This window comes from Streptomyces sp. CA189, assembly GCF_056428985.1.
In genome coordinates this window covers 31,455-54,953 of record NZ_JBWJVM010000023.1, presented here as the reverse complement: position 1 = coordinate 54,953, position 23,499 = coordinate 31,455, and the positions used below count along the sequence as shown (strand labels likewise).

General features: G+C 71.8%; 21 protein-coding genes and 1 riboswitch. Of the genes, 10 read left to right on the top strand and 11 right to left on the bottom strand.

Annotation, left to right across the window (positions count from 1 at the left end; all coding sequences use genetic code 11):
* Positions 1–51: 51 nt before the first annotated feature.
* The 3 genes from AC061S_RS19260 to AC061S_RS19250 all read left to right on the top strand — a co-directional run bounded on the left by AC061S_RS19260 (position 52) and on the right by AC061S_RS19250 (position 4,317).
* Positions 52–549: a GNAT family N-acetyltransferase gene (locus AC061S_RS19260; protein ID WP_478687192.1), complete on the top strand. Its 498-nt coding sequence runs from the start codon at positions 52–54 to the stop codon at positions 547–549.
* Between the two features lie 66 nt (positions 550–615).
* Positions 616–744, top strand: a riboswitch (cobalamin riboswitch).
* A gap of 160 nt (positions 745–904) precedes the next feature.
* Complete coding sequence (locus tag AC061S_RS19255; protein ID WP_478687191.1) at positions 905–3,301, top strand: ribonucleoside-diphosphate reductase subunit alpha; 2,397 nt, start codon at positions 905–907, stop codon at positions 3,299–3,301.
* Positions 3,301–4,317, top strand: coding sequence for a ribonucleotide-diphosphate reductase subunit beta (locus AC061S_RS19250; protein ID WP_478687190.1), 1,017 nt, complete (start codon positions 3,301–3,303; stop codon positions 4,315–4,317). The genes AC061S_RS19255 and AC061S_RS19250 overlap by 1 nt, the downstream gene beginning before the upstream one ends.
* 15 nt (positions 4,318–4,332) lie before the next feature.
* On the opposite strand, the gene AC061S_RS19245 is transcribed toward AC061S_RS19250, so the two are convergent.
* Positions 4,333–6,258, bottom strand: coding sequence for a transposase (locus AC061S_RS19245; protein WP_478687189.1), 1,926 nt, complete (start codon positions 6,256–6,258; stop codon positions 4,333–4,335).
* 640 nt (positions 6,259–6,898) lie between these two features.
* On the opposite strand from AC061S_RS19245, the gene AC061S_RS19240 reads away from it, so the two are divergent.
* Complete coding sequence (locus AC061S_RS19240; RefSeq protein ID WP_478687188.1) at positions 6,899–7,879, top strand: helix-turn-helix domain-containing protein; 981 nt, start codon at positions 6,899–6,901, stop codon at positions 7,877–7,879.
* Positions 7,880–8,155: 276 nt separating this feature from the next.
* On the opposite strand, the gene def is transcribed toward AC061S_RS19240, so the two are convergent.
* From def to AC061S_RS19200, 8 genes are all read right to left on the bottom strand, one after another.
* Positions 8,156–8,806, bottom strand: a complete 651-nt coding sequence (def, locus tag AC061S_RS19235; RefSeq protein ID WP_478687187.1) for a peptide deformylase — start codon at positions 8,804–8,806, stop codon at positions 8,156–8,158.
* Between the two features lie 65 nt (positions 8,807–8,871).
* The gene (locus AC061S_RS19230) at positions 8,872–9,882 is read right to left on the bottom strand and encodes a tetratricopeptide repeat protein (protein WP_478687186.1); all 1,011 of its coding nucleotides are present in this window, start codon (positions 9,880–9,882) and stop codon (positions 8,872–8,874) included.
* Between the two features lie 117 nt (positions 9,883–9,999).
* Positions 10,000–11,268, bottom strand: coding sequence for an HD-GYP domain-containing protein (locus AC061S_RS19225; protein WP_478687185.1), 1,269 nt, complete (start codon positions 11,266–11,268; stop codon positions 10,000–10,002).
* A complete protein-coding gene (locus tag AC061S_RS19220) occupies positions 11,265–12,908 on the bottom strand; it encodes an HD-GYP domain-containing protein (protein ID WP_478687184.1) in 1,644 nt (547 codons plus the stop codon). Before AC061S_RS19220 ends, AC061S_RS19225 begins: the two co-directional genes overlap by 4 nt.
* A 228-nt stretch (positions 12,909–13,136) precedes the next feature.
* Positions 13,137–13,475, bottom strand: a complete 339-nt coding sequence (gene rsrA / locus AC061S_RS19215) for a mycothiol system anti-sigma-R factor (RefSeq protein ID WP_478687183.1) — start codon at positions 13,473–13,475, stop codon at positions 13,137–13,139.
* Complete coding sequence (locus AC061S_RS19210) at positions 13,472–14,116, bottom strand: sigma-70 family RNA polymerase sigma factor (RefSeq protein ID WP_008741505.1); 645 nt, start codon at positions 14,114–14,116, stop codon at positions 13,472–13,474. The genes rsrA and AC061S_RS19210 overlap by 4 nt, the downstream gene beginning before the upstream one ends.
* A gap of 268 nt (positions 14,117–14,384) precedes the next feature.
* Complete coding sequence (locus tag AC061S_RS19205; protein WP_478687182.1) at positions 14,385–15,047, bottom strand: alpha/beta hydrolase family protein; 663 nt, start codon at positions 15,045–15,047, stop codon at positions 14,385–14,387.
* Between the two features lie 49 nt (positions 15,048–15,096).
* On the bottom strand, positions 15,097–15,912 hold the full coding sequence (locus tag AC061S_RS19200; protein WP_478687181.1) for an SOS response-associated peptidase: 816 nt from the start codon (positions 15,910–15,912) through the stop codon (positions 15,097–15,099).
* Between the two features lie 53 nt (positions 15,913–15,965).
* Between AC061S_RS19200 and AC061S_RS19195 the strand changes: the two genes are divergently transcribed.
* The 4 genes from AC061S_RS19195 (at position 15,966) to AC061S_RS19180 (ending at position 19,711) form a co-directional block, all read left to right on the top strand.
* Positions 15,966–16,730 (top strand): M50 family metallopeptidase, encoded by a 765-nt coding sequence (locus AC061S_RS19195; protein WP_478687180.1) that lies wholly within the window; start codon positions 15,966–15,968, stop codon positions 16,728–16,730.
* Positions 16,731–16,869: 139 nt separating this feature from the next.
* Positions 16,870–18,231 (top strand): 3-phosphoshikimate 1-carboxyvinyltransferase, encoded by a 1,362-nt coding sequence (aroA, locus tag AC061S_RS19190; RefSeq protein WP_478687179.1) that lies wholly within the window; start codon positions 16,870–16,872, stop codon positions 18,229–18,231.
* Between the two features lie 8 nt (positions 18,232–18,239).
* Positions 18,240–19,250, top strand: a complete 1,011-nt coding sequence (rsgA, locus tag AC061S_RS19185) for a ribosome small subunit-dependent GTPase A (protein WP_478687178.1) — start codon at positions 18,240–18,242, stop codon at positions 19,248–19,250.
* A 137-nt stretch (positions 19,251–19,387) separates the two neighbouring features.
* Positions 19,388–19,711 carry a DMT family transporter gene (locus AC061S_RS19180; RefSeq protein ID WP_112447780.1) on the top strand — a complete coding sequence of 108 codons (324 nt, stop codon included), beginning with the start codon at positions 19,388–19,390 and terminating at the stop codon, positions 19,709–19,711.
* Here AC061S_RS19180 and AC061S_RS19175 read toward each other — a convergent pair.
* Positions 19,677–20,291: a TetR/AcrR family transcriptional regulator gene (locus AC061S_RS19175; protein WP_478687177.1), complete on the bottom strand. Its 615-nt coding sequence runs from the start codon at positions 20,289–20,291 to the stop codon at positions 19,677–19,679. The two genes, AC061S_RS19180 and AC061S_RS19175, sit on opposite strands and share 35 nt — an antisense overlap.
* A 133-nt stretch (positions 20,292–20,424) precedes the next feature.
* On the opposite strand from AC061S_RS19175, the gene hisN reads away from it, so the two are divergent.
* Together hisN and AC061S_RS19165 are read left to right on the top strand one after the other, a co-directional pair.
* Positions 20,425–21,228, top strand: a complete 804-nt coding sequence (gene hisN / locus AC061S_RS19170; RefSeq protein ID WP_478687176.1) for a histidinol-phosphatase — start codon at positions 20,425–20,427, stop codon at positions 21,226–21,228.
* A 209-nt stretch (positions 21,229–21,437) separates the two neighbouring features.
* On the top strand, positions 21,438–21,839 hold the full coding sequence (locus AC061S_RS19165) for a CBS domain-containing protein (RefSeq protein WP_327304642.1): 402 nt from the start codon (positions 21,438–21,440) through the stop codon (positions 21,837–21,839).
* 130 nt (positions 21,840–21,969) lie between these two features.
* Here the strand turns inward: AC061S_RS19165 and AC061S_RS19160 are convergent, their stop codons facing one another.
* Complete coding sequence (locus tag AC061S_RS19160; protein ID WP_478687175.1) at positions 21,970–23,421, bottom strand: catalase; 1,452 nt, start codon at positions 23,419–23,421, stop codon at positions 21,970–21,972.
* Positions 23,422–23,499: the final 78 nt, after the last annotated feature.

The following is a 23,499-nucleotide window of genomic DNA, read 5'->3' as shown; positions in this document are numbered from 1 at the left end:
CCCGACGGAACGCGGCGGCCTCCTTGCTCGCCCTGGCGCACACTCGGTCCCATGGACATCATCATCAGGACGGCGGCGGCCGCCGAATACCAAGAGCTCGGCGAGATCACCGCACGGGCCTACCTCGACGACGGACTGCTGGACTTCGCCGAGGACGACCCCTACCTGAGCCGGCTGCGCGACGTCGCCGGCCGGGCCCCCGACGGCGAGGTGCTCGTCGCGGAGTACGAGGGCACGCTGCTCGGCGGTGTGACCTTCGCCCCTCCCGGCAGCCCGCTGTGCGATATCGCGGGTCCCGGCGAGGCGGAGTTCCGGATGCTGGCCGTCTCCGCGGCGGCGCGCGGACGCGGCGCCGGGGAGGCCCTCGTACGGGCCTGCGTGAGCCGTGCCCGGGAGCTGCAGGGCGTGAGCCACCTGGTGCTGTCGACCACCGAGAAGATGCTCGGGGCGCACCGGATCTACGACCGGCTGGGCTTCGTGCGGACTCCGGAGCGGGACTGGTACCCGGTGCCGGGCCTCCCCCTGCTCACCTACCGCCTGGAGCTCTAGCGGTGCACCGCCCCCGAGGAGCGACACAACATGTGGGGGCTACCGCAAGCACCGGCCCCCACATGTATGCTCATGCTCGCTGTCGCCGCAGGGGAATCCGGTGAGAATCCGGAACTGTCCCGCAACGGTATGAAATGCACCGACCTGCTCGGTGCATCCGCAAGTCCGAGGACCTGTCGACAGTGCGCCCGGCTCGACCGAACCGGGTGCAGACACGTCCGGGCCTCGCGGTTGGGCCGGTGGACGCCACGTGGCGCACGCGCACTGCCCTGCCAGGCACGCGCTCCCCCACGTGCGCCCCCTCGCGCCCCGCACCAACGGTGTTCCCGGAGCCGAGCGAGGGAGAGCTCCCCCCGTGACCATCGCGCCTTCCGCACCGCGCGCCGAGTCCGACCCGTCCGCCTATGAGGGTCCGGGGGCCGCGCTCCTGCGCACGCTCACCGAGCTGACCGCCGACCTGCCCGACACCGACCCCGGCCGGGTCGCCGCCGCCGCCCTGCGCGGCCGCAGCGCCGCCGCCGACGAGGCGGAGCTCCGTACGCTCGCCACCGAGGCGGCCGCCGGACTGATCTCCGAGGACCCGGCGTACTCCCGCCTCGCCGCCCGCCTGCTGACGCTGGCCGTGCGCGAAGAGGCCGCCGGCCAGGGAGCCACCTCCTTCTCCGGCTCCGTCGAGGTCGGCCACCGCGAGGGCCTGATCGCCGACCGCACCGCCGACTTCGTACGCCTGCACGCGAACCGGCTCGACGCGCTGGTCGCGCACGCGCTCGCCGAGGGCGCCGACGACCGCTTCGGCTTCTTCGGCCTGCGCACCCTGCACAGCCGCTACCTGCTGCGCCACCCCATCACCCGCCAGGTCATCGAGACCCCGCAGTTCTTCATGCTGCGCGTGGCCTGCGGCCTCGCGGCGGACGAGAGCGTCACGGCCGTCGAGGAAGTGGCCTCGCTGTACCGGCTGATGAGCCGCCTCGACTACCTGCCCTCCTCCCCCACCCTCTTCAACTCCGGCACCCGGCACCCGCAGATGTCCTCCTGCTACCTGCTGGACTCCCCGCTGGACGAGCTCGACTCGATCTACGACCGCTACCACCAGGTCGCGCGCCTCTCCAAGCACGCCGGCGGCATCGGCCTCTCGTACTCCCGCATCCGCGCCCGCGGTTCCCTGATCCGCGGTACGAACGGCCACTCCAACGGCATCGTCCCGTTCCTGAAGACCCTCGACGCCTCCGTCGCCGCCGTGAACCAGGGCGGCCGCCGCAAGGGCGCCGCCGCCGTCTACCTGGAGACCTGGCACGCTGACATCGAGGAGTTCCTGGAGCTCCGCGACAACACCGGCGAGGACCAGCGCCGCACCCACAACCTGAACCTGGCGCACTGGGTGCCGGACGAGTTCATGCGCCGCGTGAACGCCGACGCCGACTGGTCGCTGTTCTCCCCGGCCGACGTCCCCGAGCTGGTCGACCTGTGGGGCGACGCGTTCGACGCCGCCTACCGCGAGGCCGAGGCGGCCGGCCTGGCCCGCAAGACCATGCCCGCCCGCGACCTCTACGGCCGGATGATGCGCACCCTCGCGCAGACCGGCCAGGGCTGGATGACCTTCAAGGACGCCTCCAACCGCACGGCGAACCAGACCGCCGAGCCGGGCACCGTCGTCCACTCCTCGAACCTCTGCACCGAGATCATCGAGGTCACCAACGACGGCGAGACCGCCGTCTGCAACCTCGGCTCGGTCAACCTCGGCGCCTTCGTCGTGGACACGGCGGACGGTCGGGAGATCGACTGGGAGCGCCTGGACGAGACCGTCCGCACCGCCGTCACCTTCCTCGACCGCGTCGTGGACATCAACTTCTACCCGACCGAGCAGGCCGGCCGCTCCAACGCCCGCTGGCGCCCGGTGGGCCTGGGCGCCATGGGTCTCCAGGACGTCTTCTTCCAGCTCAAGCTGCCCTTCGACTCCCCCGAGGCGAAGGCCCTGTCCACGAAGCTCTCCGAGCGCATCATGCTCGCGGCGTACGAGGCCTCCTGCGACCTGGCCGAGCGCAGCGGCCCGCTGCCCGCCTGGGAGCAGACCCGCACCGCGCGCGGCGTCCTGCACCCCGACCACTACGACGTCGAGCTGAACTGGCCGGAGCGCTGGGACGCGCTGCGCGCCCGGGTCGCGAAGACCGGCATGCGCAACTCCCTGCTCCTCGCCATCGCCCCGACGGCGACCATCGCCTCCATCGCGGGCGTGTACGAGTGCATCGAGCCGCAGGTCTCCAACCTCTTCAAGCGCGAGACCCTGAGCGGGGAGTTCCTCCAGGTCAACGGCTACCTGGTGCAGGAGCTCAAGCGGCTCGGCGTCTGGGACGCCCAGACCCGCGAGGCGCTGCGCGAATCCTCCGGCTCGGTCCAGGGCTTCGGCTGGATCCCGGCCGAGGTGCGCGACCTGTACCGCACCGCGTGGGAGATCCCGCAGCGGGGACTGATCGACATGGCGGCGGCCCGTACGCCGTTCCTTGACCAGTCGCAGTCGCTGAACCTGTTCCTGGAGACGCCCACCATCGGCAAGCTCAGCTCGATGTACGCGTACGCCTGGAAGCAGGGCCTGAAGACCACGTACTACCTGCGCTCCCGCCCCGCGACGAAGATCGCCCGCGCCGCCTCCGGCAGCACGGTCCCGGCGGCCGCCACCCCGCTCCCGCAGGCCGTCGACGCCGACGCGCTGGCCTGCTCCCTTGAAAACCCCGAGTCCTGCGAGGCCTGCCAGTAATGAGCTCCAACGACCAGAAGAACCTCCTGGACCCGGGCTTCGAGCTCACGCTCCGCCCCATGCGCTACCCGGACTTCTACGAGCGCTACCGCGACGCGATCAAGAACACCTGGACCGTCGAGGAGGTCGACCTCCACTCGGACGTCGCGGACCTCGCGAAGCTGACACCCTCCGAGCAGCACATGATCGGCCGCCTGGTCGCGTTCTTCGCGACGGGCGACTCGATCGTCTCGAACAACCTGGTGCTGACCCTGTACAAGCACATCAACTCCCCGGAGGCGCGCCTGTACCTGTCGCGCCAGCTGTTCGAGGAGGCCGTGCACGTCCAGTTCTACCTGACGCTGCTCGACACCTACCTGCCCGACCCGGACGACCGCGCGGCCGCCTTCGACGCGGTCGAGGAGATCCCCTCGATCCGCGAGAAGGCCCAGTTCTGCTTCCGCTGGATGGACTCTGTCGAGAAGATCGACCGCCTGGAGACGGCATCCGACCGCCGCCGCTTCCTGCTGAACCTGATCTGCTTCGCGGCGTGCATCGAGGGGCTGTTCTTCTACGGCGCCTTCGCTTACGTGTACTGGTTCCGCTCGCGCGGCCTGCTGCACGGCCTGGCCACGGGCACCAACTGGGTGTTCCGCGACGAGACCATGCACATGAACTTCGCCTTCGAGGTCGTGGACACCGTCCGCAAGGAGGAGCCGGAGCTCTTCGACGACGCGCTCCAGCAGCAGGTCGTCGACATGCTGAGGGAGGCCGTCGAGGCCGAGCTGCAGTTCGGCCGCGACCTGTGCGGTGACGGCCTGCCGGGCATGAACACCGAGTCGATGCGCGAGTACCTGGAATGCGTCGCGGACCAACGCCTGGTCCGCCTCGGCTTCCCGCCGGTCTACGGATCGCAGAACCCGTTCTCCTTCATGGAGCTCCAGGGCGTCCAGGAACTGACGAACTTCTTCGAGCGCCGCCCGTCGGCCTACCAGGTCGCGGTCGAGGGCACGGTCGACCTGGACGAGGACTTCTAAGACTTGATCCGCAATTCACCAGAGGGTGAGCTGCGGGTTGCAGCCGGGGCGGTGTCCGGGCTTTCCGGCGTGGTCACGCTTGGGGCGTGTCTCATCCGGGGTCGCTCGGGACCGTCGTCCGGCGGTTCGGGGAGCAGAGGTTCCACGGCGTTGCCGTGGAACTGCCACGCGGCCAGCACCCCGAGGGGTGTTCTGGCACGGTGTGGTTGACTCCCGCAGGGCTTCTTCCAGCCCTTCGAAGAAGATGATCTGTGCGCGCCGGGACGCGGTGGTGTCCAGGTACGCGGTCGTTGGGTCGTCCACGTCGGCGAAGCGGACGAACGCGGCCAGGGCGGCGGACACCATGTCGCGCTTGCCGACAAGGCCGCACGCGATGCACTTGTGGTCCCGGTCCCGCAGCGACTTGTTGACGCGTTCGCCGCACAGGCAGTGCTGAGACAGCGCGGTGGACCAGGTGGAGGCCCGTACGAGACGGCCGCCCGCGGCCTGGCATTCACGCTCAAGTGCGGCGATGAGCAGGCCGGGGGTGGTCTGGGACAGTCGCTTGCCCCACAGCCGGTACCAGGTGCGGATGTCGCAGTCCTCGACCACCAGCGTGGGGCCGTGGATGGCGATGATCTCGCGAGCCATGGTGCGGGCGCGGTGGCTGCGGTGTGCGGCGGCGGAGGCGGCGGCTTCGGCCTGGCGGGCGCGCAGCTCCCGGTAACCGCCTGAGATCCGGTCGCGGCGGAACGCCTGCTTAGGCACCCCATCGACGCGGGCAGCACGGGCACCGCCGGGAACGGTGACGGCCTTGTGCGTCAGACCCCTGTCTACTCGGCGCTCCGCCCGTCGGGCCTGCTTCTTCGACAGCCCGTAATGCACGGTATTCGTGGCGCGGCGGGAGCGCTCCAGCGCCCGCACCCGGCCGCGCCGCTTCTTCGCCTCCCGCTCCAGCAGCGCCCGCTCCTCGGGGCTGATGGTGATCTCGGTGGACTGCGGCTGACCGTCGGCAGGGTCCAGGCTGGCGGGCAGGGAAACGATCGATACGTTGGAGACGTTGCCGTCCACCCCACCGATCCGGTCCAGAGTGGCGGCCTGCTCGCGCATGGCCCGGACGGCCAGGGAGGTGTAGCCGGGGCCGAGGATCATCAGATGCGCCTCGTACACCCAGCCGCCCGGCGCGGACGCCTTCCGACGCCGCACGAGATCCACCTTGTGCCAACGGCCGGGATTCGACAGAAAGTGCTCGACACGTGCCCACTGTCCGGGCTGCTGCGGGATACGCACGGGAAGTACGAGGTCACCCCGGCCGGAGTCGGGGCCACCCGCGAACACCACAGCGAGCGGACCGGAGTGGTCCCACCAGGTCGCCTTCCGCGTGCCGGGCTTCCCCGACGCGGTGGTGCTCCCCGTGGGCACGGTGCCGGACAGCGCTGCCGGCACTCGCATCCGGCGCGGCTGGGCAACGGTGCGCCGGCCGCCGTCGGTGTAGGCCACCGTGTGACCGTGGAGAGAACCGACGAGCCGGAAGGTTTCCCACTTTCGTTCGGCCGTGTGGGAGCGGGCACGGCCCGGAATGCGGGTGAAGTCATGCCACCGGCCCGTCTTCGGACGGCCGTGCCGCTTGCCGGTGACATCGGGGAACAGGTGCCGCTGGACACCGTTCCACACCTCGTCCGCCATGTGCATGGCCAGGGCCTTCGAAGCATGGTGCTTCAAGTGCCCTGCGTCTTCCAGGTGCTTGTACGCGCAGCGTTCCAGCGCCTCACGGGACAGTCCGAGGCGCTGCCGCACCGTCCTCGCCCCGTCGCGGGCGCGCTCGTGGTCGGCGGCCCAGTAGGCGTCGACCTTGGCGCGGGCGTCACGCTGGACAGCCCGCTTGACCGACCACATCGCCCCGAACAGCTTCTCCAGCCGGGCCAGTTCAGCGGGGTCGGCGACAGCCAGCGGCAGCACCATCACCGACACGATCCCGCCGTCGGGCTTCCTCCACTTCGGGGCCTTGTTCTTTCCCCGGAACCTGCACGTCTGAGCGACCCGCACCGCTGTCACCCCCGTCTCAGATTACCTGAAAACCAGCACGATAAGTGAGCAATCCGTAACTCCAAGCAAGCGGCGGCGGGACTTAAGGTCACCGTCCAGCACGGCTACAACCTCAACAGCAGCCGCGCCGACTTCCCCGCCCCGCCCACGGCCCTCGCCGCCGACGCCGTCACCCCCGCGCCGCCGCCCTGGGGCCTGTGCGTGCTTGCATCGGCCGCGCCGACCGCGTCGGTGCGGATGCTGATCCGCTCGAAGAGGAGACTGACGGGCCGGCACCCCGGCTGGACCGTGACGGCGACGCGGGATCCGGAGCTCGGATGACCTCCGTCGGCCGGTCCGGCCGGACCGGCTCGGCCCGCTCGGCGGCACGGATCTGCCGGTCGAGGCGGCTCTCGCGCAAGGCCCCGTAAAGGGAGGGGGTCAGCAGGAGGGCGGCAACGGCGAGAACGGTCAGGTAGCTCAGCAAGGTGTTCATGACTCCACTCTCGCCAGGGCGGCCGAAACCCGACAGTGGCAGGACTGTCATAGAAGAACGAATTACTGCCACACTGGAGGCATGCTGAAGCCTTCCTCCCTCAACAACGTGGCCGTGGCCGTGGTGAACGGGGTCACCCCCTTCGAGATGGGCATCTTCTGCGAGGTCTTCGGGGTCGACCGCAGCGCCATGGGCCTGCCGACCTACGATTTCGCCGTCTGCGCGATGGAGGAGAACCCGATCACCGTGGGCGACGGCCACTACCGCCTCACGCTCCCCCACGGACCCGAGCGGCTGGAGGAGGCGGATCTGATCTGCCTGCCCGCCGACCGCGAGGCCCCCACCCGGGTGTACCCGGAGCCGCTCCTGGAGTCCCTGCGGCGGGCCGTGGACCGGGGCGCGCGGGTGCTGAGCGTGTGCAGCGGGGCCTTCATGCTGGGCGCGGCCGGGCTGCTGGACGACCGGCGCTGCACCACGCACTGGATGCACGCCCCGGCCCTGGCCCGCCGCTTCCCGCGGGCCAGGGTCGACCCGGACGTCCTCTACGTGGACGAGGGCCCGGTGATCACCTCGGCCGGCACCGCCTCCGGGATCGACGCGTGCCTGCACCTCGTCCGGCAGGAACAGGGCGCCGAGGTGGCCAACACCATCGCCCGGCGGATGGTCGTACCGCCGCACCGGGACGGCGGGCAGGCGCAGTACATCCGGCGCCCGCTGCCCCGCACCTCCTGCGACACGGTGGGCGAGGTGATCGGGTGGATGGCCCGCCACCTGGAGGAGGAGATCACGGTCGAGCAGCTCGCGGAGCGGGCCCACATGTCCGCGCGGACCTTCGCCCGCCGCTTCCTCCAGGAGACGGGGACCACTCCGTACCAGTGGGTGCTGCGCCAGCGGGTCCTGCTGGCGCAGGAGCTGCTGGAGGCCACCGACGAGACGGTCGACGCGATCGCGGGCCGCTGCGGGTTCGGCACCGCGGCGGCCCTGCGCCACCACTTCCTGCGGACGCTGAGCACCACTCCGAACGCCTTCCGGCGCACCTTCCAGGGCCCGTCCGCGGCCTGATGTCCGACCGACTTGATGAAGTGGTCGGGAAGCCCTTCCCTTCTTGATCGTTTTCGCCCTACCGTTTGCTCGTTCGCATACGACAGGGGGTCTCATGACTCGCACCATCCGGGCCGTCGGCCGCCACCCGGCCACGCCCGACCCGAGCGACCTCGGCTGGGACTAGGCCGTGCCGCTCCACGCGAAAGGCGCCCCGCTCCTGACCGGAGCGGGGCGCCTTTCGCGTACGTGAACGAGAACGAGAAGGGGAAGGGGAAGGGGAAGGGAAACGGTCGGCTACGCGTTCGGAACCGTCTCGTAGCGCGGGGTGCCCTCTTCCATCTGCCGCAGCGCGTCCTTGCGGTCCCGCTTCGACAGCCGGTCGATGTACAGGTAGCCGTACAGGTGGTCGGTCTCGTGCTGGAGGCAGCGCGCGAAGTAGCCGGTGCCCCGCACCTTGATCGGGTTGCCCTGCGCGTCCTGGCCGGTCACCTCGGCATAGTCCGGGCGGGCCAGCGAGGCGTAGGCGGTCGGGACCGACAGGCAGCCCTCGTTCGAGTCGTCCAGGATCCGGGCGGCCGCCGGCAGCTCGACGAGCTTCGGGTTGATCACCACGCCCGTGTGGCGGTTGCCGTCGTCGTCCGGGCAGTCGTAGACGAAGACCTTGGCGTCGACGCCGATCTGGTTCGCGGCGAGGCCCACGCCCTCGGCGGCCTTCTGGCTGGCGAACATGTCGTCGATCAGCTGCGCCAGCTCGTCGCCGAACTCGGTGACGTCCTTGCACTCCCGGTGCAGGACCGGGTTGCCGACCACCGTGATCGGGCGGGCGGTGCCGCGCTCGCGGTGGGCGAGCTCGCGCGCCTCACAGTCCTCGGTGTCGACGACGTACCCGTCGTTCGCCCCGCCGACTACATCGACCTCGACAACGTCGTTCTCCTGCTGCGCCATGTCCGCCGTACGCCTTCCGTAAGTCCACCAGTCACCGATGTGCCGGTACAGACTACGGCCCCGGCTCAGCAGACTTCTTCGAGATCCCGCCACTCCCGGCTGTCCGGACTGTCCGCGACCCAGCCGTCGAGCAGCCCGCGCACCAGGCCCGCCGGCGCCGCGATCCCGCACTCCCGCTCGGGCACCCAGAGGGATCCGGACCCGGCCGTACGGTGCCCCAGGGGGCCGGGGTGGCCCGGTTCGCTGTGGTCGTGCGGGTCCAGGTGCTCGCCGTCGCCCTCACCGCTCGGCATCGCGCTCTCCGAGCAGGTCCGGCACAGCAGCCGCACCGAGGAGGACCAGTCCTCCGCGGCGAAGCCGGCGTCGGAGGCCAGCTGCTCCAGGGCGTTGCGGTCGGCCTCGGTGGCCGCTTCCAGGAGCACCACCCAGGTCGGCACCGGGGAGGGCGCCCACAGCTCGATCTCGTCGAAGACGGGGTACGACGGCCCGGCCGCCGTGACGCGCTCGCCGTGCGGGACCCCGTCGTGCAGGACGACCTCGCCCCAGCGCCGCCCCGAGGAGGGCAGCGGGATCGACAGGACCTCCATGCGGGCCGGATCGAGCCTGCGGCCCCAGACCACCTCGGCCTCGCCCTCGGGCGACAGCCGTACGGCCGCGCTGCCGAGCTCCATGCCGACCGGTTCGCCGTTGGAGTGACCGCCGCCGGCGCCAGCGCCGTGCGGGTCCCCTGGCACCTTGAGCCCGTACGCCTGCCACGCCCGGCGGGCCAGCGGCCAGTCCTGCAGCGCGGTGGCGGCGATGCCCACGTTCCACCAGTCCGGGGCGCCGGTCTCCCGGTCGAGCAGGGCCACGGCGCGCAGCCCGGCGGCCCGGGCCTGCTCCCAGTCGTGGCGGAACTTGTGGAGCAGCGCCAGGTTGAACCAGGACTCGGACAGCCAGGGTTCCAGGTCCGCCGCTCTGGTCAGGAGCGCGCCCGCGTCCTCGTACCGACCGTCGCCGATCAGCGTGAACGCGCGGTCGGTGGCCTGCCGCCACGAGGCGGAGGGCCGATGCCGTACCTTCCCGAAGATCCTCACGATTCCCGCCTGCCGGACACTCTTGCTCGGGACACTCCTGCTGGGAACACTCCTGCTGGGAACACTCTCACTGGCATCCAACCATGCCCACTCGGACAGCCGCTCATTACCCATGGGTTACCCAGGCGGGACGGGTCCGACTCTGGCACGTCCGCCCCGTGCGAGCACCCTGGCGAGACATTCCACGACTTCCGGCTGGTAGTCGCGCCCGGTCCCCAGCCGCAGCCGCTCCAGGGCCTCCAATGAGCCGCCCGGGTGACGGGCACCGCCGGCGTGCCTGCTGAGGTCCTCGTACGCGTTGACCGCGCGCACGATCCGGGCGGCGACGGGCTGGTCGCGGTACGGGTCCGCCTGCAGCTCCACCACCACCGCGACCTCGGCCGGGACCCCCGTCTGGCGGGCCACCTCCCCGCCGAGCCCGGCGATCCGGCGGGCCTCCGCCTCGGGCAGCTCGGCGGTGGCCCCGGCCGGGACCGGGTCGACGAGGGAGAGCTGCCCGATGTCGTGCATGAGGGCGGCGTACTCCAGCACCGTGAGCTCCCGCTCCGAGAGGCCCAGCTCCCGCCCCACGGCGCAGCTCAGCGCGGCGACCCGGCGGGAGTGGCCGGGCCGGGTGTAGCCGGCGATCTCGGTGGCGCGGGCGAGGGAGGTGATGGTCTGGCGGTAGGTGGTGCGGATGGCGGTGATCCGGTGGAAGGACATCTGGGTCAGGAGCAGCGGCACGCTGAAGACGGGCACCGCCCACAGGCCCGCGACGGCGACCCCGAGGGCCATGACCACGCCCGTGGCGCAGATCGCGGAGCCGATGCCCAACTGGGCGCAGAGCTCGTCGCGGAGCAGCGGGGCGAACGGCCAGCCGGTGCGGGCCCCGGCGAGGGCGGCGCCGAGGACCGCGTCGCACAGGGCGGTGAGCCCGAGGAGGAAGACCAGGAAGAGCACGAGGTACGGGCCCTGGCCGACCCAGTGCTCCAGTTGCCCGGAGTTGTAGAGCGGCTGGAAGCAGACGGCGGCGAAGGTGACCGTGAGGACGCGGCGGGCCAGGTGGTCGAGGGCGGGGCCGCGGCCCCGGGCGATGTGCGGAACGATCCCGAGGAGCGCGGCCGTGACGACCACGGCGACGATCTGCAGGACTCCGTGGTGGGTGGGGGCTCCGGCGTTCTGCCCGAGCAGGGCGTACGCGAGCGCCCCCGCGGATCCGAGCGGCGCGGGCTGCTGGCGGGCGGCGTCGCCGCTGTCCCGGCGGGCCAGCTCGCCGATGGTGATCAGCGTGCCGAAGGCGAGGGCGATGCCCGGCTCGACCAGGCCGTTCCACACGGTGTGCCCGAGCGCGGCCACGGTCAGCACCGCGGCGGCTCCGCGCACGATGCCGACGGCCCAGCCCCTCACGCCTTCGCTCCCGCGGCGGGGGCGGACGGGGAGCCGGGGGCTCCCGGCGCCTCCTCGACCGCCGCTCCGGGCTCGGCGGCGGGTCCCGGGACGCAGTGGCAGGGGTCCCCGGCCCCGGCGGCCTGGAGCGGGCTTCCGGCCCCTCGGGCCTGCGGCGCGGCTCCGGCCGGGGCGGCCTGGGCGGGCAGTCCGGTCAGCGCCGCACCGGCGGGCACGGCCTCCCGTACGGCCCCCCGGGCCCCGGCGGCGGCCCCTTCCCCGAACTGTGGCTCGCCACCGCCGGCCGGGATCACCTGGAGGTCGTCGTCCGAGGTCACCTTCGGATGCCAGCCCTGGCGGCCGATCGCGTCGACCAGCGCCCGCACCATCTCCGGGTCGAACTGGGCCCCGGCGCACCGCTCCAGCTCGGCCAGCGCCACCGGGACCGGCCGGGCCCTGCTGTACGACCGGGTCGAGGTCATCGCGTCGAAGGCGTCGGCGACCGCCACGACCCGGGCCAGCACCGGGATCTGCTCCCCGGTCAGCCCGTACGGGTAGCCGGAGCCGTCCACCCGCTCGTGGTGGTGCAGGATCGCCGCGCGGGCCTCTCCCAGGAAGCCGATGCCGCGCACCATCTCGTGTCCGTACTCGGGGTGGAGTTCGATGATCCTGCGCTCTTCGGGGGTCAGCGGTCCGTCCTTGCGGAGCAGCCGGGTCGGGACGCCGAGCTTGCCCACGTCGTGCAGGATCCCGGCGATGCGGACGACCTCGAGGCGTTCCTCGCCCATGCCCAGCTGGCGGGCGATCATCGCCGAGGCCTGGCCGACCCGCTCGCTGTGGCCGCGCGTGTAGCGGTCCTTGATGTCGACGGCCTGGACCAGCGCCCGGATGGTGGCCTGGTGGGCGGCGCGCTCGCGGTGGTACTGGGCGAAGACCCAGCAGGAGATGTACATCGGCAGCATGACGAGCAGTGCGGCCGGAAGTCCGTACGGGCTGCGCCACATGACGGCCATCATCAGCCCGGCGAGGCCGTGCACGCAGTGCGGGGCGAGGGACCGGGTCAGCAGTCCGCGCCAGGTGGTGGCGGCGGGCCGGCGTTCGGCGGCGGCCAGGATGCCGCCGTCGAGGGCGGTCAGCACCAGGCAGAAGGCGACGGCCGCGGCGGCGGCGGGCACCATCACGTACGGGAAGTCGGCGACCCAGGCGGCCGGGCCCGCGGGTCCGTCCGGGCCCGGCGGCCCGGTCCCGCCGAAGGAGCCTCCGCCCAGCGCCTCGGTCCCGCCCAGCACCCCGTAGACCTGCCCGGCGGTCCAGGCCGCTATGGACTGCTGCGCCCCGTGCCAGACGCGCCGCACCCAGGCGGGCCGCGCCGTCACGGTCCCGGCGAGTCCGCCGGGCAGCGCGACGAGGGCCGCGGCGGCCGGCGGCAGGAGGAACACGGCGGCCAGCACCACCGGGAAGAAGGAGCCGAGCCCCTCGGGCACCCGGCGGCCCATGAGCGGGCAGACCTTGACGAGCTCGCAGCCGAGGTAGAGCACGGAGAGCAGGCCGACGGAGGGCCACAGGGCGGCGGAACCGGTGACGGCGGGCGCGACGCACGCGCAGGCCGCGAGGACGGCGCACAGGACGTAGGCGCGCGCCAACGGCGGAAGTACCCGCATGGCGCTCTCCTCCCCCTGAGCCGTGCAAGTCAGGTACGAATCAAACCAGTACCGAATGGGGAGAATAAGTGGGCCCGGGAGCGAGGTGGGCCACATTTTTGCATTGCGCCATGCGGACGCCCCCGGATTACCACCTTCGGGTGAAGGAAGTGCCCTTCCGGGGGCGGCTGTTCGGGATTGTTCAATCGGGTACTACTTCACCGGCGCGTATGGCCGGTTTTCGGCCTTTCAGCCCGAGGCGGATCCCGGCATCGGCTCGGCGACCGCCGGCGCGGGCGGCCCGGCCGTAATGTCATGATCCGGCACGGCCTGCCCCGAACGGATGAGCTCGATCCGTCCCATCACCTTCGAGCGCAGGTCGGTCGGCACGTCGTCCGATCCGCAGCAGCGCTTGACCAGCTTCTTCACGGCCTGTTCCAGGCCGTACTTCTCCAGACAGGGATTGCACTCGCCGAAGTGCGCCTCGAACTTCGTGCAGTCGCTGTCGGGCATCTCCTGGTCCAGGAACTCATAAAGGTGGTCCAGGACCTCGGAGCACTCCGTCTCGTGCGCATCTCCGCAGCTCATGAGCCCGAGCCTTTCAGGTCGTTCGACTCTCCCGCGCCGGCCGGGACGAGCCCGCGCTCACGGGCGTAGTCCTCAAGCATTCCACGGAGTTGACGGCGGCCACGGTGCAGTCGCGACATGACCGTACCGATGGGTGTACCCATGATGTCCGCGATCTCCTTGTACGCAAAGCCCTCTACGTCGGCAAGATAGACCGCGATGCGGAACTCCTCCGGAATGGCCTGGAGCGCTTCCTTCACGTCGGAATCGGGCAGGTGATCGAGAGCCTGCGACTCGGCGGAACGCAAGCCCGTCGACATGTGCGACTCGGCGCGCGCAAGCTGCCAGTCCTCGATCTCCTCCGCCGCACTGCGCTGGGGTTCGCGCTGCTTCTTGCGGTACGAGTTGATGAAGGTGTTGGTCAGAATGCGGTACAGCCACGCCTTCAGGTTGGTGCCCTCGCGGAACTGGTGGAAGGACGCGTACGCCTTCGCGTACGTCTCCTGGACCAGGTCCTCGGCGTCGGCCGGATTGCGCGTCATGCGCAGGGCGGCCGAGTACATCTGGTCGAGGTAGCCGAGGGCGTCCCTCTCGAAGCGCGCATTGCGCTCCGGGGTCGTCTCCTCCGCGTGGCCTTCGTCGGTCCCGGCGACAGGACCCACCTCCTCCGACTGCGTGGCGACTCCGAAAGCGGACCCGCTCGAATCGGAGAATAGTCGACCATCCCGGTCGCCCGCCGCCCGAGCCAAGCCGCGCTTGGGCGCGGGCAGCACTGTCCAGTCCAGGTCAGCGGCCTGCGGACGGTTCTGGCTGATGACCTGGGTCATGCGGTGCCTCTCCTCCGACGTCTTCCCGTACGTACCGACATCCGGGACAACAGAAGGCCGCTGCGGCACATTCCCGGGCGGGGCGCGGGTTTCGGGACCAAGGTCACACCGGCAGCCGGCCGAGCCACCCGGCCACCGCCCCGGTGATCACCGCCAGGGCCTCCTCCTGGGTGGGACCGGTCTTCTTCAGGACGGCGAAGCCGTGGTCCCCGCCCTCCACTTCCACCAGCTCGTACGAGGCTCCGCGCGCTCCCCGCGCCGGGAACTCCTCCGGCCTCCCGAAGGCGTCGCGGCCGCCCTGGACCACCAGCGCCGGCCGCCCGGCGCCCAGCAGCTCCTGCGCCCGGGACTTCTCAGGCCGGCCCGGCGGGTGCAGCGGGAAGGCCAGCGCGAGCACCCCGGCCGCGCCCAGTTCCGCGGCGGTCCGGCAGGCCACCCGGGCCCCGGCGCTGCGCCCGCCCGCGACGACGGGCAGCCCGGGCTCCGCGAAGGCGGGCCACAGGGCGCTCCAGCCCTCGTCGAGCACCTTGGGCGCGGCGGCGACCTTCTTCCCCGCGACCCGCCACGGCTGTTCGGCCAGCGCCACGGTGACCCCCAGGGCGGGCAGGGCCGCGGCCAGGGCCTGGAGGTCCCGGGCCTCGATCCCGCCGCCGGCTCCGTGGCCCAGGGCGAGCACCAGGCGGGCCTTGCCCGCCGGGGCCGGGTGCCAGGTGACGCGGGCCTCGCCCGCCGGGGTGTCGACACTCTCGGTGCGCGTGCTGCTCATCCCCCGATCATGCCGGTCGGCGGCGGCCGCCGGGGTGAGTGCCGGGCCGTCAGAAGAGCGTGCCCTCCTCCGGCCCTTCCAGCTCCTCCAGCAGTTCGGGCCCGTTGTTGCGGACGTTGCTCGCGGCCGTGGACACCGGATAGGCGCGCATCAGCCCGCCGGGCGGCGGGGCCAGCAGGGCCTGGAGCTCGTCGGGGTCGGTCCGCGCCGGGTCCAGCCAGGCGTCCCACCGGTCCGGGGTGAGCATCAGCGGCATCCGGGGGTGGATGTCGGCGAGCGAGCGCGGGCCCTCGGCGGGGGCGGCGCCGAGCGGACCGGTCTCGGCCTCGGCGGTGATCACCGAGCAGGTCGCCCACCAGGCGAGCGGGTGCTCGTCGGGCAGGGTCCGGTCGCGCCAGAACTCGTATATCCCGGCCATGGCGAAGACGGAGCCGTCGGCGGGGAGGACGAAGTAGGGCTGCTTGCGCGCCCGCTTCTTCTTGCCCTCGACCTCGAGCTGCCGCTCGTCGTGGGCGGTGACCCACTCGTAGTAGCCGTCCGCCGGGATGACGCAGCGGCGCTGCGCGAAGGGGCGGCGGAAGGACGGCTTCTCCGCGATGGTCTCGGACCGGACGTTGATCATCCGGGCGGCGCCGTCGGGATTCTGGGCCCAGGAGGGGACGAGTCCCCATTTCAGGACCCTCAGCTGGCGAACCGGACGCGGATTCGGGGCGTCTTTCAGTGGACGGTCGAGGACGACGTGGACCTCTTTCGTCGGAGCCACGTTCCAGTCGGGCGCCAGAGCCTCTTCCGGCTCCCACCGCTCCACCCCGAACACCTCGGCCAGCTCCTCCGGCCCACGACTCGCTGCATACCTTCCGCACATGGCTGCCACACTGCCATGTCACCCGATCGCCGCCACAAGGAGTCCGCCACCTCATGAACACCAGCACTGCGGCCGGCCTGTGGGACCGGCTCACCGGCATACAGGCGGCGCCCGACCAGTGGCTGGTGATCGCGACGGGGCTGGCGGCACTCGTGGCCGTGGGCCCCCGGCCGGTGTGGCGCCTGTCGCGCAACGCGATCACCATCGCGCACGAGGGTGGCCACGGACTGCTGGCCCTGCTGACGGGCCGCAGCCTGGACGGGATCCGGCTGCACTCGGACACCAGCGGGGTCACCGTCAGCCGCGGCAAGCCCACCGGCCTCGGCATGGTCCTCACCGCCGCCGCCGGGTACACGGCGCCCTCCCTGCTCGGCCTCGGCGGCGCGGCCCTGCTCTCGGCGCACCGGATCACCCTGCTGCTGTGGGCGGCGACCGCCCTGCTCCTGGCGGTGCTGGTGATGATCCGCAACGCGTACGGGCTGCTGTCGGTGGTTGCCACGGGCGCCACCTTCGTACTGGTCTCCTGGCTGGCCCCGGCGGACGTGCAGGCGGTCTTCGCGTACGCCGTGGTGTGGTTCCTGCTCCTCGGCGGCGTCCGGCCGGTCTTCGAACTGGGGGCGAAGCGCCGTCATCACAGCGGCGCGGCGGCGTCTCGTTCAGGGGTGGTGGCCGGGCGACGGGCGGGCGGGGCGCCCGACTCCGACGCGGACCAGCTCGGACGGCTCACCCATGTGCATCCGGTGGTGTGGCTGCTGCTCTTCCACGTGGTGGCGCTGTCCTCCCTCGTCGGCGGCGGCCGCTGGCTTCTGGCCCTCTGACGGGCCGCTGACGGGCTGCCGACCGACCGCCGCACCCCTCCGGCCGACCGCGGACCGGCCCGGGCCGACGGGTGTCCGCCCGCCGAGACTCCCCGGTGATCAAGATCTGTGGCCATGGGAAGCCACTAAAGTGGTGGCCATGACCGAGACCCCCGCGCTCCCCGCCCTCTGGCCCGCCCCGCTCGCCGACACCGCCGTCCAGGCCACCGTCACCGTGCCCGGGTCCAAATCGGTCACCAACCGCGCCCTTGTGCTCGCCGCGCTCGCCTCCGAGCCGGGCTGGGTGCGCCGCCCGCTGCGTTCGCGCGACTCCCAGCTGATGTCCGACGCGCTGCGCGCGCTGGGCGTCGGCATCGAGGAGACGGTCTCGTCCAGCTCCGCCGGCGAGGGCGACAACGGCGAGGCCTGGCGGATCATCCCGGCCGCGCTGCACGGCCCGGCCACGGTCGACGTCGGCAACGCGGGCACGGTCATGCGCTTCCTGCCGCCCGTCGCCACCCTCGCCGCCGGCGACATCCGCTTCGACGGCGACCCGCGCTCCTACGAGCGCCCCCTGGGCCAGGTCATCACGGCGCTGCGCACGCTCGGCGCCCGCATCGACGACGACGGCCGCGGGGCGCTGCCGCTGACCGTCCAGGGCGGCGGGGCCCTGGAGGGCGGGACCGTCGAGATCGACGCGACCAACTCCTCGCAGTTCGTCTCCGCGCTGCTGCTCTCCGCCCCGCGCTTCAACCAGGGCGTCGAGGTCCGGCACGTGGGCACCAACCTGCCGTCCATGCCGCACATCCGGATGACGGTGGAGATGCTGCGCGCGGCGGGCGCCCAGGTCGACACCCCCGAGTCCGGCGGCGAGAAGAACGTCTGGCGGGTCGCCCCCGGCGCCCTGCTCGGCCGCGACCTGGTCGTGGAGCCGGACCTGTCCAACGCGCAGCCCTTCATGGCGGCGGCCCTGATCACCGGCGGCACGGTCACCATCCCGGACTGGCCGCGCCGCACCACGCAGCCCGGTGACGCGCTGCGCCGGATCTTCACGGAGATGGGCGGCTCCTGCGAGCTGACGGACGCGGGCCTGGTCTTCACCGGCACCGGCAAGATCCACGGCATCGACGTGGACCTGGGCGAGGTCGGCGAGCTCACCCCGGGCATCGCGGCGGTCGCGGCGCTGGCCGACTCGGAGTCGGTGCTGCGCGGGGTGCAGCACCTGCGGATGCACGAGACGGACCGGCTGGCGGCGCTCACCAAGGAGATCAACGGGCTGGGCGGCGATGTCACGGAGACCGCGGACGGTCTGCGGATCCGCCCGCGCACGCTGCACGGCGGCACCTTCCACACGTACGACGACCACCGGATGGCCACGGCCGGCGCGGTGATCGGCCTGGCGGTGGAGGGCGTGCTCATCGAGAACGTGGCGACGACCGCGAAGACCCTGCCGGACTTCCCGAAGATGTGGGCGGACATGCTCGCCCGGGCCGAAGCGGCTCCGGCAGGCGTGGGAGCGTAGGGCCCGTCATGCGCAGGTACGGGAAGCACACCGACGAGGACGACATCCGCCAGCGGCCCAACCCCAAGGGCAACCGGCCGCGTACGACCATCCGCCCCAAGCACGAGGACGCGGCCGAGGGCTTCGTCCTGACCGTGGACCGCGGCCGGCTCACCTGCCTGGTCGAGGACCGCCCCGTGCACGCGATGAAGGCCCGCGAGCTGGGCCGCAAGGCGGCGGTGGTCGGGGACCGGGTCTGGATCGTCGGTGACCTGTCCGGCAAGAAGGACACCCTCGCGCGCATCGTGCGGATCGAGGCCCGCAAGTCCGTCCTGCGGCGCACGGCCGACGACGACGATCCGTACGAGCGCGTCGTCGTCGCCAACGCCGACCAGCTCGCCATCGTGACGGCACTGGCGGATCCGGAACCGCGGCCCCGGATGATCGACCGCTGCCTGGTGGCCGCGTACGACGCCGGGCTGGAACCGCTGCTGGTGCTCACGAAGTCCGACCTGACCTCCGCGGACAAGATCCTGGAGATCTACTCGACCTTCGGCCTGAACTACGTGGTCACCAACCGCGAGGAGCTGGCGGCGGGCGACGCGGCCGACCGGGTGCGCGAGCACCTGAACGGCCGGATCACCGCCTTCGTCGGCCACTCCGGCGTCGGCAAGACCACGCTGGTGAACTCGCTGGTCGCCGAGGGCCGCCAGCGCGCGACCGGCGTGGTCAACGCGGTGACCGGCCGCGGCCGGCACACCACCACCTCGGCGCTCGCGCTGCCGCTGCCGGGCGGGGACGGCTGGGTCATCGACACCCCGGGCGTCCGCTCCTTCGGCCTGCACCACGTGGACCCGTCCCGGGTCATCCTGGCCTTCCCGGAGCTGGTGCCGGGCACGGAGGACTGCCCGCGCGCGTGCAGCCACGACGAGCCGGACTGTGCGCTCGACAAGTGGGTGGAGGACGGCCACGCGGATCCGGCGCGGCTGTACTCGCTGCGGCGGCTGCTCCAGACCCGGGAGCGCCGCGAGGGCGACTGACCGGGCGGGGCGATTGATCGATGGGCGATCGACCGGCGGGGTTTGCCGACCCCGATGTCTGGTAAATGCATAATCGCACCAAGTGACGCTGGGGCCCGGCCCATGAGCGCGTCACACGACGCGGGGAGGCATACGCCATGGCGTGGCTGCTGGTCGTGGTCGCCGGGATCTTGGAAACGGGGTTCGCGGTCTGCCTCAAGCTGTCGCACGGCTTCACCCGGCTGTGGCCGACCATCGCCTTCGCGTGCTTCGCGCTCGGCAGCTTCGGTCTGCTGACACTGGCGCTGAAGAAGCTGGACGTGGGCCCGGCCTACGCGGTGTGGACCGGCATCGGGGCGGCCGGTACGGCGATCTACGGGATGGTCTTCCTCGGGGACCTGGTCTCCACCCTCAAACTCGTCTCGATCTCGCTGGTGATCCTCGGCGTCATCGGGCTCCAGCTCTCGGGCTCGTCGCACTGAGACCCGTCGCGCTGAGACCCGTCACGCTGGGGCCCGTCACACCGAGCAGGGGCAACAGCCCGGCGTGGCCCGGACCCGGCGGCTCGGCCGGGGCGATCAGGTAGGACAGCGCGAGCCGCACGGCGAGCTCGCACCGCTGCGCCCCCTCCGGCGCCCCGAACGCGGCGCCGGCCCGCTCCCGGACCCCGCGGATCAGCTCGGCGGGCCCCAGCGCGGGCAGCCCCGGCCGGACCCCGCGGCCGGCCGGGACGGGTAAGTTGCCGTTCCAGCACCCCGTCAGCAGGGCCCGCGCGAGGGGCCGCTCCCGGCCGGCGCGCACGGTCCACTCGACGACCGCGGCCAGCCGCTCGGCCGGAACGCCCGAGGAGGTCAGGGCCCGCTCCACCCCGTCGAGGTACCAGGCGGCGTCGCGCCGGACCAGGGCGTGGCCCAGGCCCGTCTTGCCCGCGAACTCGTTGTAGAGGGTCTGCCGCGAGACCCCGGCGGCGGCCGCCACGTCGACCATCCGCACGGCAGGCCACGGGCGCGCCGCGAGCGCCGCTCCCGCCGCTTCGAGCAAGGACTCCCGGGCCGTCGGCACCGTCGCCTCCCCTGTGACGCCTCCGGTCGACGTCTCCGTCAGAGTTGACGGACCGACAGATCCTGTCAAGGGTGCCCGTGCCGCACCGTGGACGCCCGCCACGGCGCCCCGGCCGCCTGGGTAGGGTTCTGGCATGCCCGAGTATGACGATGACCTGCGCCTTGCCCTCGAACTCGCCGACGCGGCGGACGCCGCCACGATGGAGCGGTTCCGCGCCCTCGACCTGAAGGTCGAGACCAAGCCCGACATGACCCCGGTGAGCGAGGCCGACACCGCCACCGAGGAGATCATCCGGGCCGGGATCTCCGCCGCGCGGCCCTCCGACGCCATCCTGGGCGAGGAGTACGGCCTCAAGGGCGACGGCCCGCGCCGCTGGGTCGTGGACCCGATCGACGGTACGAAGAACTACGTGCGCGGCGTTCCGGTGTGGGCGACGCTGATCTCCCTCATGGAGGAGCAGGCCGACGGCGCCTTCCGCCCCGTGGTCGGCGTGGTGTCCGCGCCGGCGCTGGGCCGCCGCTGGTGGGCGGCGCGCGGCCGGGGCGCCTTCACCGGCGGCGCGCTCGGCGAGACCACCGCGCTCGGCGTCTCCAAGGTCGCCACCCTGGGCGACGCCTCCTTCGCCTACTCCTCGCTGAGCGGCTGGGAGGAGCAGGGGCGGCTGCCCGGCTTCCTGGACCTGACCCGCGCGTGCTGGCGTACCCGGGGCTACGGCGATTTCTGGCCGTACATGATGGTCGCCGAGGGCTCGCTCGACCTGTGCGCCGAGCCGGAGCTGAACCTGTGGGACATGGCGGCCCTGGCCGTCGTCGTGGAGGAGGCCGGCGGCCGCTTCACCGGCCTGGACGGGGTGGACGGCGTACACGGCGGCAACGCGGCGGCCTCGAACGGGCTGCTGCACACGGAGATGCTGGACGTGCTGCGCCCGCGCGGCTGACGCGTACGGGGACGGGCGCGCGCCGGCCGCGCCGGCGGCCCGCGCCCGTAGTTGCCGAAAGCGCCCCTTACGCGCCTCCTTGCTGGCTTCCCGCGGGCGTGGGAATCTGAGACTCCTCCGCTTGTGCGCTTGTGAAGGACTTCTCTAAGTGCGGCCCTTCGTGCGCACCCCACCCAAGCGGAGGGACTCACCAGGAGGTGGCTCTCTTCATGCTCGTCCGCGACGCCATGAGCACCGTGATCCTCACCCTCGGACCCACTCACACCCTTCGGCAGGCGGCCTGCCTGATGTCCGGCCGGCGCGTAGGCGCCGCCGTCGTCCTCGACCCCGAACACAGCGGCATCGGCATCCTGACCGAGCGCGACATCCTCAACTCGATCGGCGCGGGCCACGATCCCGACCGGGAGTCCGTGGGCGCGCACACCACCAACAACGTGGTCTTCTGCACCCCGGACGCCACCGTGCAGGAAGCCGCCGAGGCGATGGCCCACGGCGGCTTCCGTCATCTGATCGTCCTGGAGCACGGCGGCCCGGTGGGCATCGTGTCCGTACGCGATGTCATCCGCTGCTGGGCGCCGAGCCGGCGCCGCACGGCCGCGCTGGCGAGCTGAACGCCAGGAGGGCCGGACCCCTGACGGGAATCCGGCCCTCCTGTTTCGGCGAGCAACCATCAATTGAGATGCCCCCGACGGCGAGCAACCGCATCCGCGAGAGCGGCGGCGGTTCAGCCGCAAAGGGGTGTCAGGCGCGGAGGGCCTGGACCGCGGCTTCCAGACGCTTGCCGAAGTCACCGTCCGCCTGGCGGAAGTTGTTGATCGCCCGCTCGACGATGTCGTCGCGGGAGACCTTGGCGATGAAGCCGGAGAGGTTCTCGACCAGACGGGTCTTCTCGTCCTCCGAGTACAGGCGGTAGAGGTTGCCCGCCTGGACGAAGTCGGTGTCCTCGGAGTGCGAGGGCGCGGCGTGGTTGCCCGTGCCACCGGTGACGGCGGAGGAGACCCACAGCGGACGGTCCGTCTGGTGCGGGCCGCCGAAGCTGTTCGGCTCGTAGTTCTTCGCACCCGCGTGGCGGCCGTCGTACAGGGAGCCGTCACGGGAGTTGGTGCGCGCCTCGGTGGCGTGCGGGCGGTTCACCGGCAGGTGGTCGGCGTTGATGCCGACGCGGTAGCGGTGGGCGTCGCCGTAGCCGAAGAGACGGCCCTGGAGCATCTTGTCCGGGGACGGACCGATGCCGGGGACGAAGTGCGCCGGGGAGAAGATCGACTGCTCGACCTCGGCGAAGACGTTCTCCGGGTTGCGGTTGAGCTCCAGCTTGCCGATCTCGATCGGCGGGTAGTCCTCGTGCGGCCACACCTTGGTGAGGTCGAACGGGTTGAAGCGGTACTCGGCCGCCTCGGCCGCCGGCATGATCTGGACCTGCACGGTCCAGGACGGGAACTCGCCGCGCTCGATGGACTCGCGCAGGTCGCGCTGGTGCGAGTCGGGGTCCTCGCCGGCGAGCTGGTTGGCCTCGGCCTGGGTGAGGTTCTTGATGCCCTGGTCGGTCTTGAAGTGGTACTTGACCCAGAAGACCTCGCCGGCCTCGTTGTTCCACTGGAACGTGTGCGAGCCGTAGCCGTTCATGTGGCGGTAGGTCGCCGGGATGCCGCGGTCACCGAACAGCCAGGTCACCTGGTGGGTGGACTCGGGCGACAGACCCCAGAAGTCCCAGACGTTGTCCGCCTCCTGCGAGCCCGTGTACGGGTCGCGCTTCTGGGTGTGGATGAAGTCGGGGAACTTGATGGCGTCCTTGATGAAGAACACCGGGGTGTTGTTGCCGACGAGGTCGTAGTTGCCCTCTTCGGTGTAGAACTTCAGGGCCCAGCCGCGGGGGTCGCGGACCGCGTCGGCGCTGCCGAGGTTGCCGGCGACGGTGGAGAACCGCAGGAAGGTCTCGGTCTCCTTGCCGACCTCGGACAGGAACTTCGCACGGGTCCACTGCGAGACGTCACGGGTCAGCGTGAACGTGCCGTACGCACCGGCGCCACGGGCGTGCACCACGCGCTCCGGGATGCGCTCGCGGTTGAAGTGCGCGAGCTTCTCCAGCAGCAGCTGGTCCTGAACCAGAACGGGTCCGCCGATGCCGGCGGTCTCGCTGTTCTGGTTGTCGGCGACCGGAGCTCCGGCCTCCGTGGTGAGCGGTCCCTGCGTCACGTGCGCCTCCTGCGTAAATTTGCTGCAAACCTGTCCTGCGCCTAACGTAACCGATCCTACGATGGACTTTGTCTAAGT

Coding starts and splice junctions, on each gene's coding strand:
- AC061S_RS19260 (WP_478687192.1), top strand. CDS start 52: ATGGACATCATCATCAGGACGGCGGCGGCCGCCGAATACCAAGAGCTC.
- AC061S_RS19250 (WP_478687190.1), top strand. CDS start 3,301: ATGAGCTCCAACGACCAGAAGAACCTCCTGGACCCGGGCTTCGAGCTC.
- AC061S_RS19245 (WP_478687189.1), bottom strand. CDS start 6,258: ATGGTGCTGCCGCTGGCTGTCGCCGACCCCGCTGAACTGGCCCGGCTG.
- AC061S_RS19240 (WP_478687188.1), top strand. CDS start 6,899: ATGCTGAAGCCTTCCTCCCTCAACAACGTGGCCGTGGCCGTGGTGAAC.
- def (WP_478687187.1), bottom strand. CDS start 8,806: ATGGCGCAGCAGGAGAACGACGTTGTCGAGGTCGATGTAGTCGGCGGG.
- AC061S_RS19220 (WP_478687184.1), bottom strand. CDS start 12,908: ATGCGGGTACTTCCGCCGTTGGCGCGCGCCTACGTCCTGTGCGCCGTC.
- rsrA (WP_478687183.1), bottom strand. CDS start 13,475: ATGAGCTGCGGAGATGCGCACGAGACGGAGTGCTCCGAGGTCCTGGAC.
- AC061S_RS19205 (WP_478687182.1), bottom strand. CDS start 15,047: ATGAGCAGCACGCGCACCGAGAGTGTCGACACCCCGGCGGGCGAGGCC.
- AC061S_RS19200 (WP_478687181.1), bottom strand. CDS start 15,912: ATGTGCGGAAGGTATGCAGCGAGTCGTGGGCCGGAGGAGCTGGCCGAG.
- AC061S_RS19195 (WP_478687180.1), top strand. CDS start 15,966: ATGAACACCAGCACTGCGGCCGGCCTGTGGGACCGGCTCACCGGCATA.
- aroA (WP_478687179.1), top strand. CDS start 16,870: ATGACCGAGACCCCCGCGCTCCCCGCCCTCTGGCCCGCCCCGCTCGCC.
- rsgA (WP_478687178.1), top strand. CDS start 18,240: ATGCGCAGGTACGGGAAGCACACCGACGAGGACGACATCCGCCAGCGG.
- AC061S_RS19180 (WP_112447780.1), top strand. CDS start 19,388: ATGGCGTGGCTGCTGGTCGTGGTCGCCGGGATCTTGGAAACGGGGTTC.
- hisN (WP_478687176.1), top strand. CDS start 20,425: ATGCCCGAGTATGACGATGACCTGCGCCTTGCCCTCGAACTCGCCGAC.
- AC061S_RS19165 (WP_327304642.1), top strand. CDS start 21,438: ATGCTCGTCCGCGACGCCATGAGCACCGTGATCCTCACCCTCGGACCC.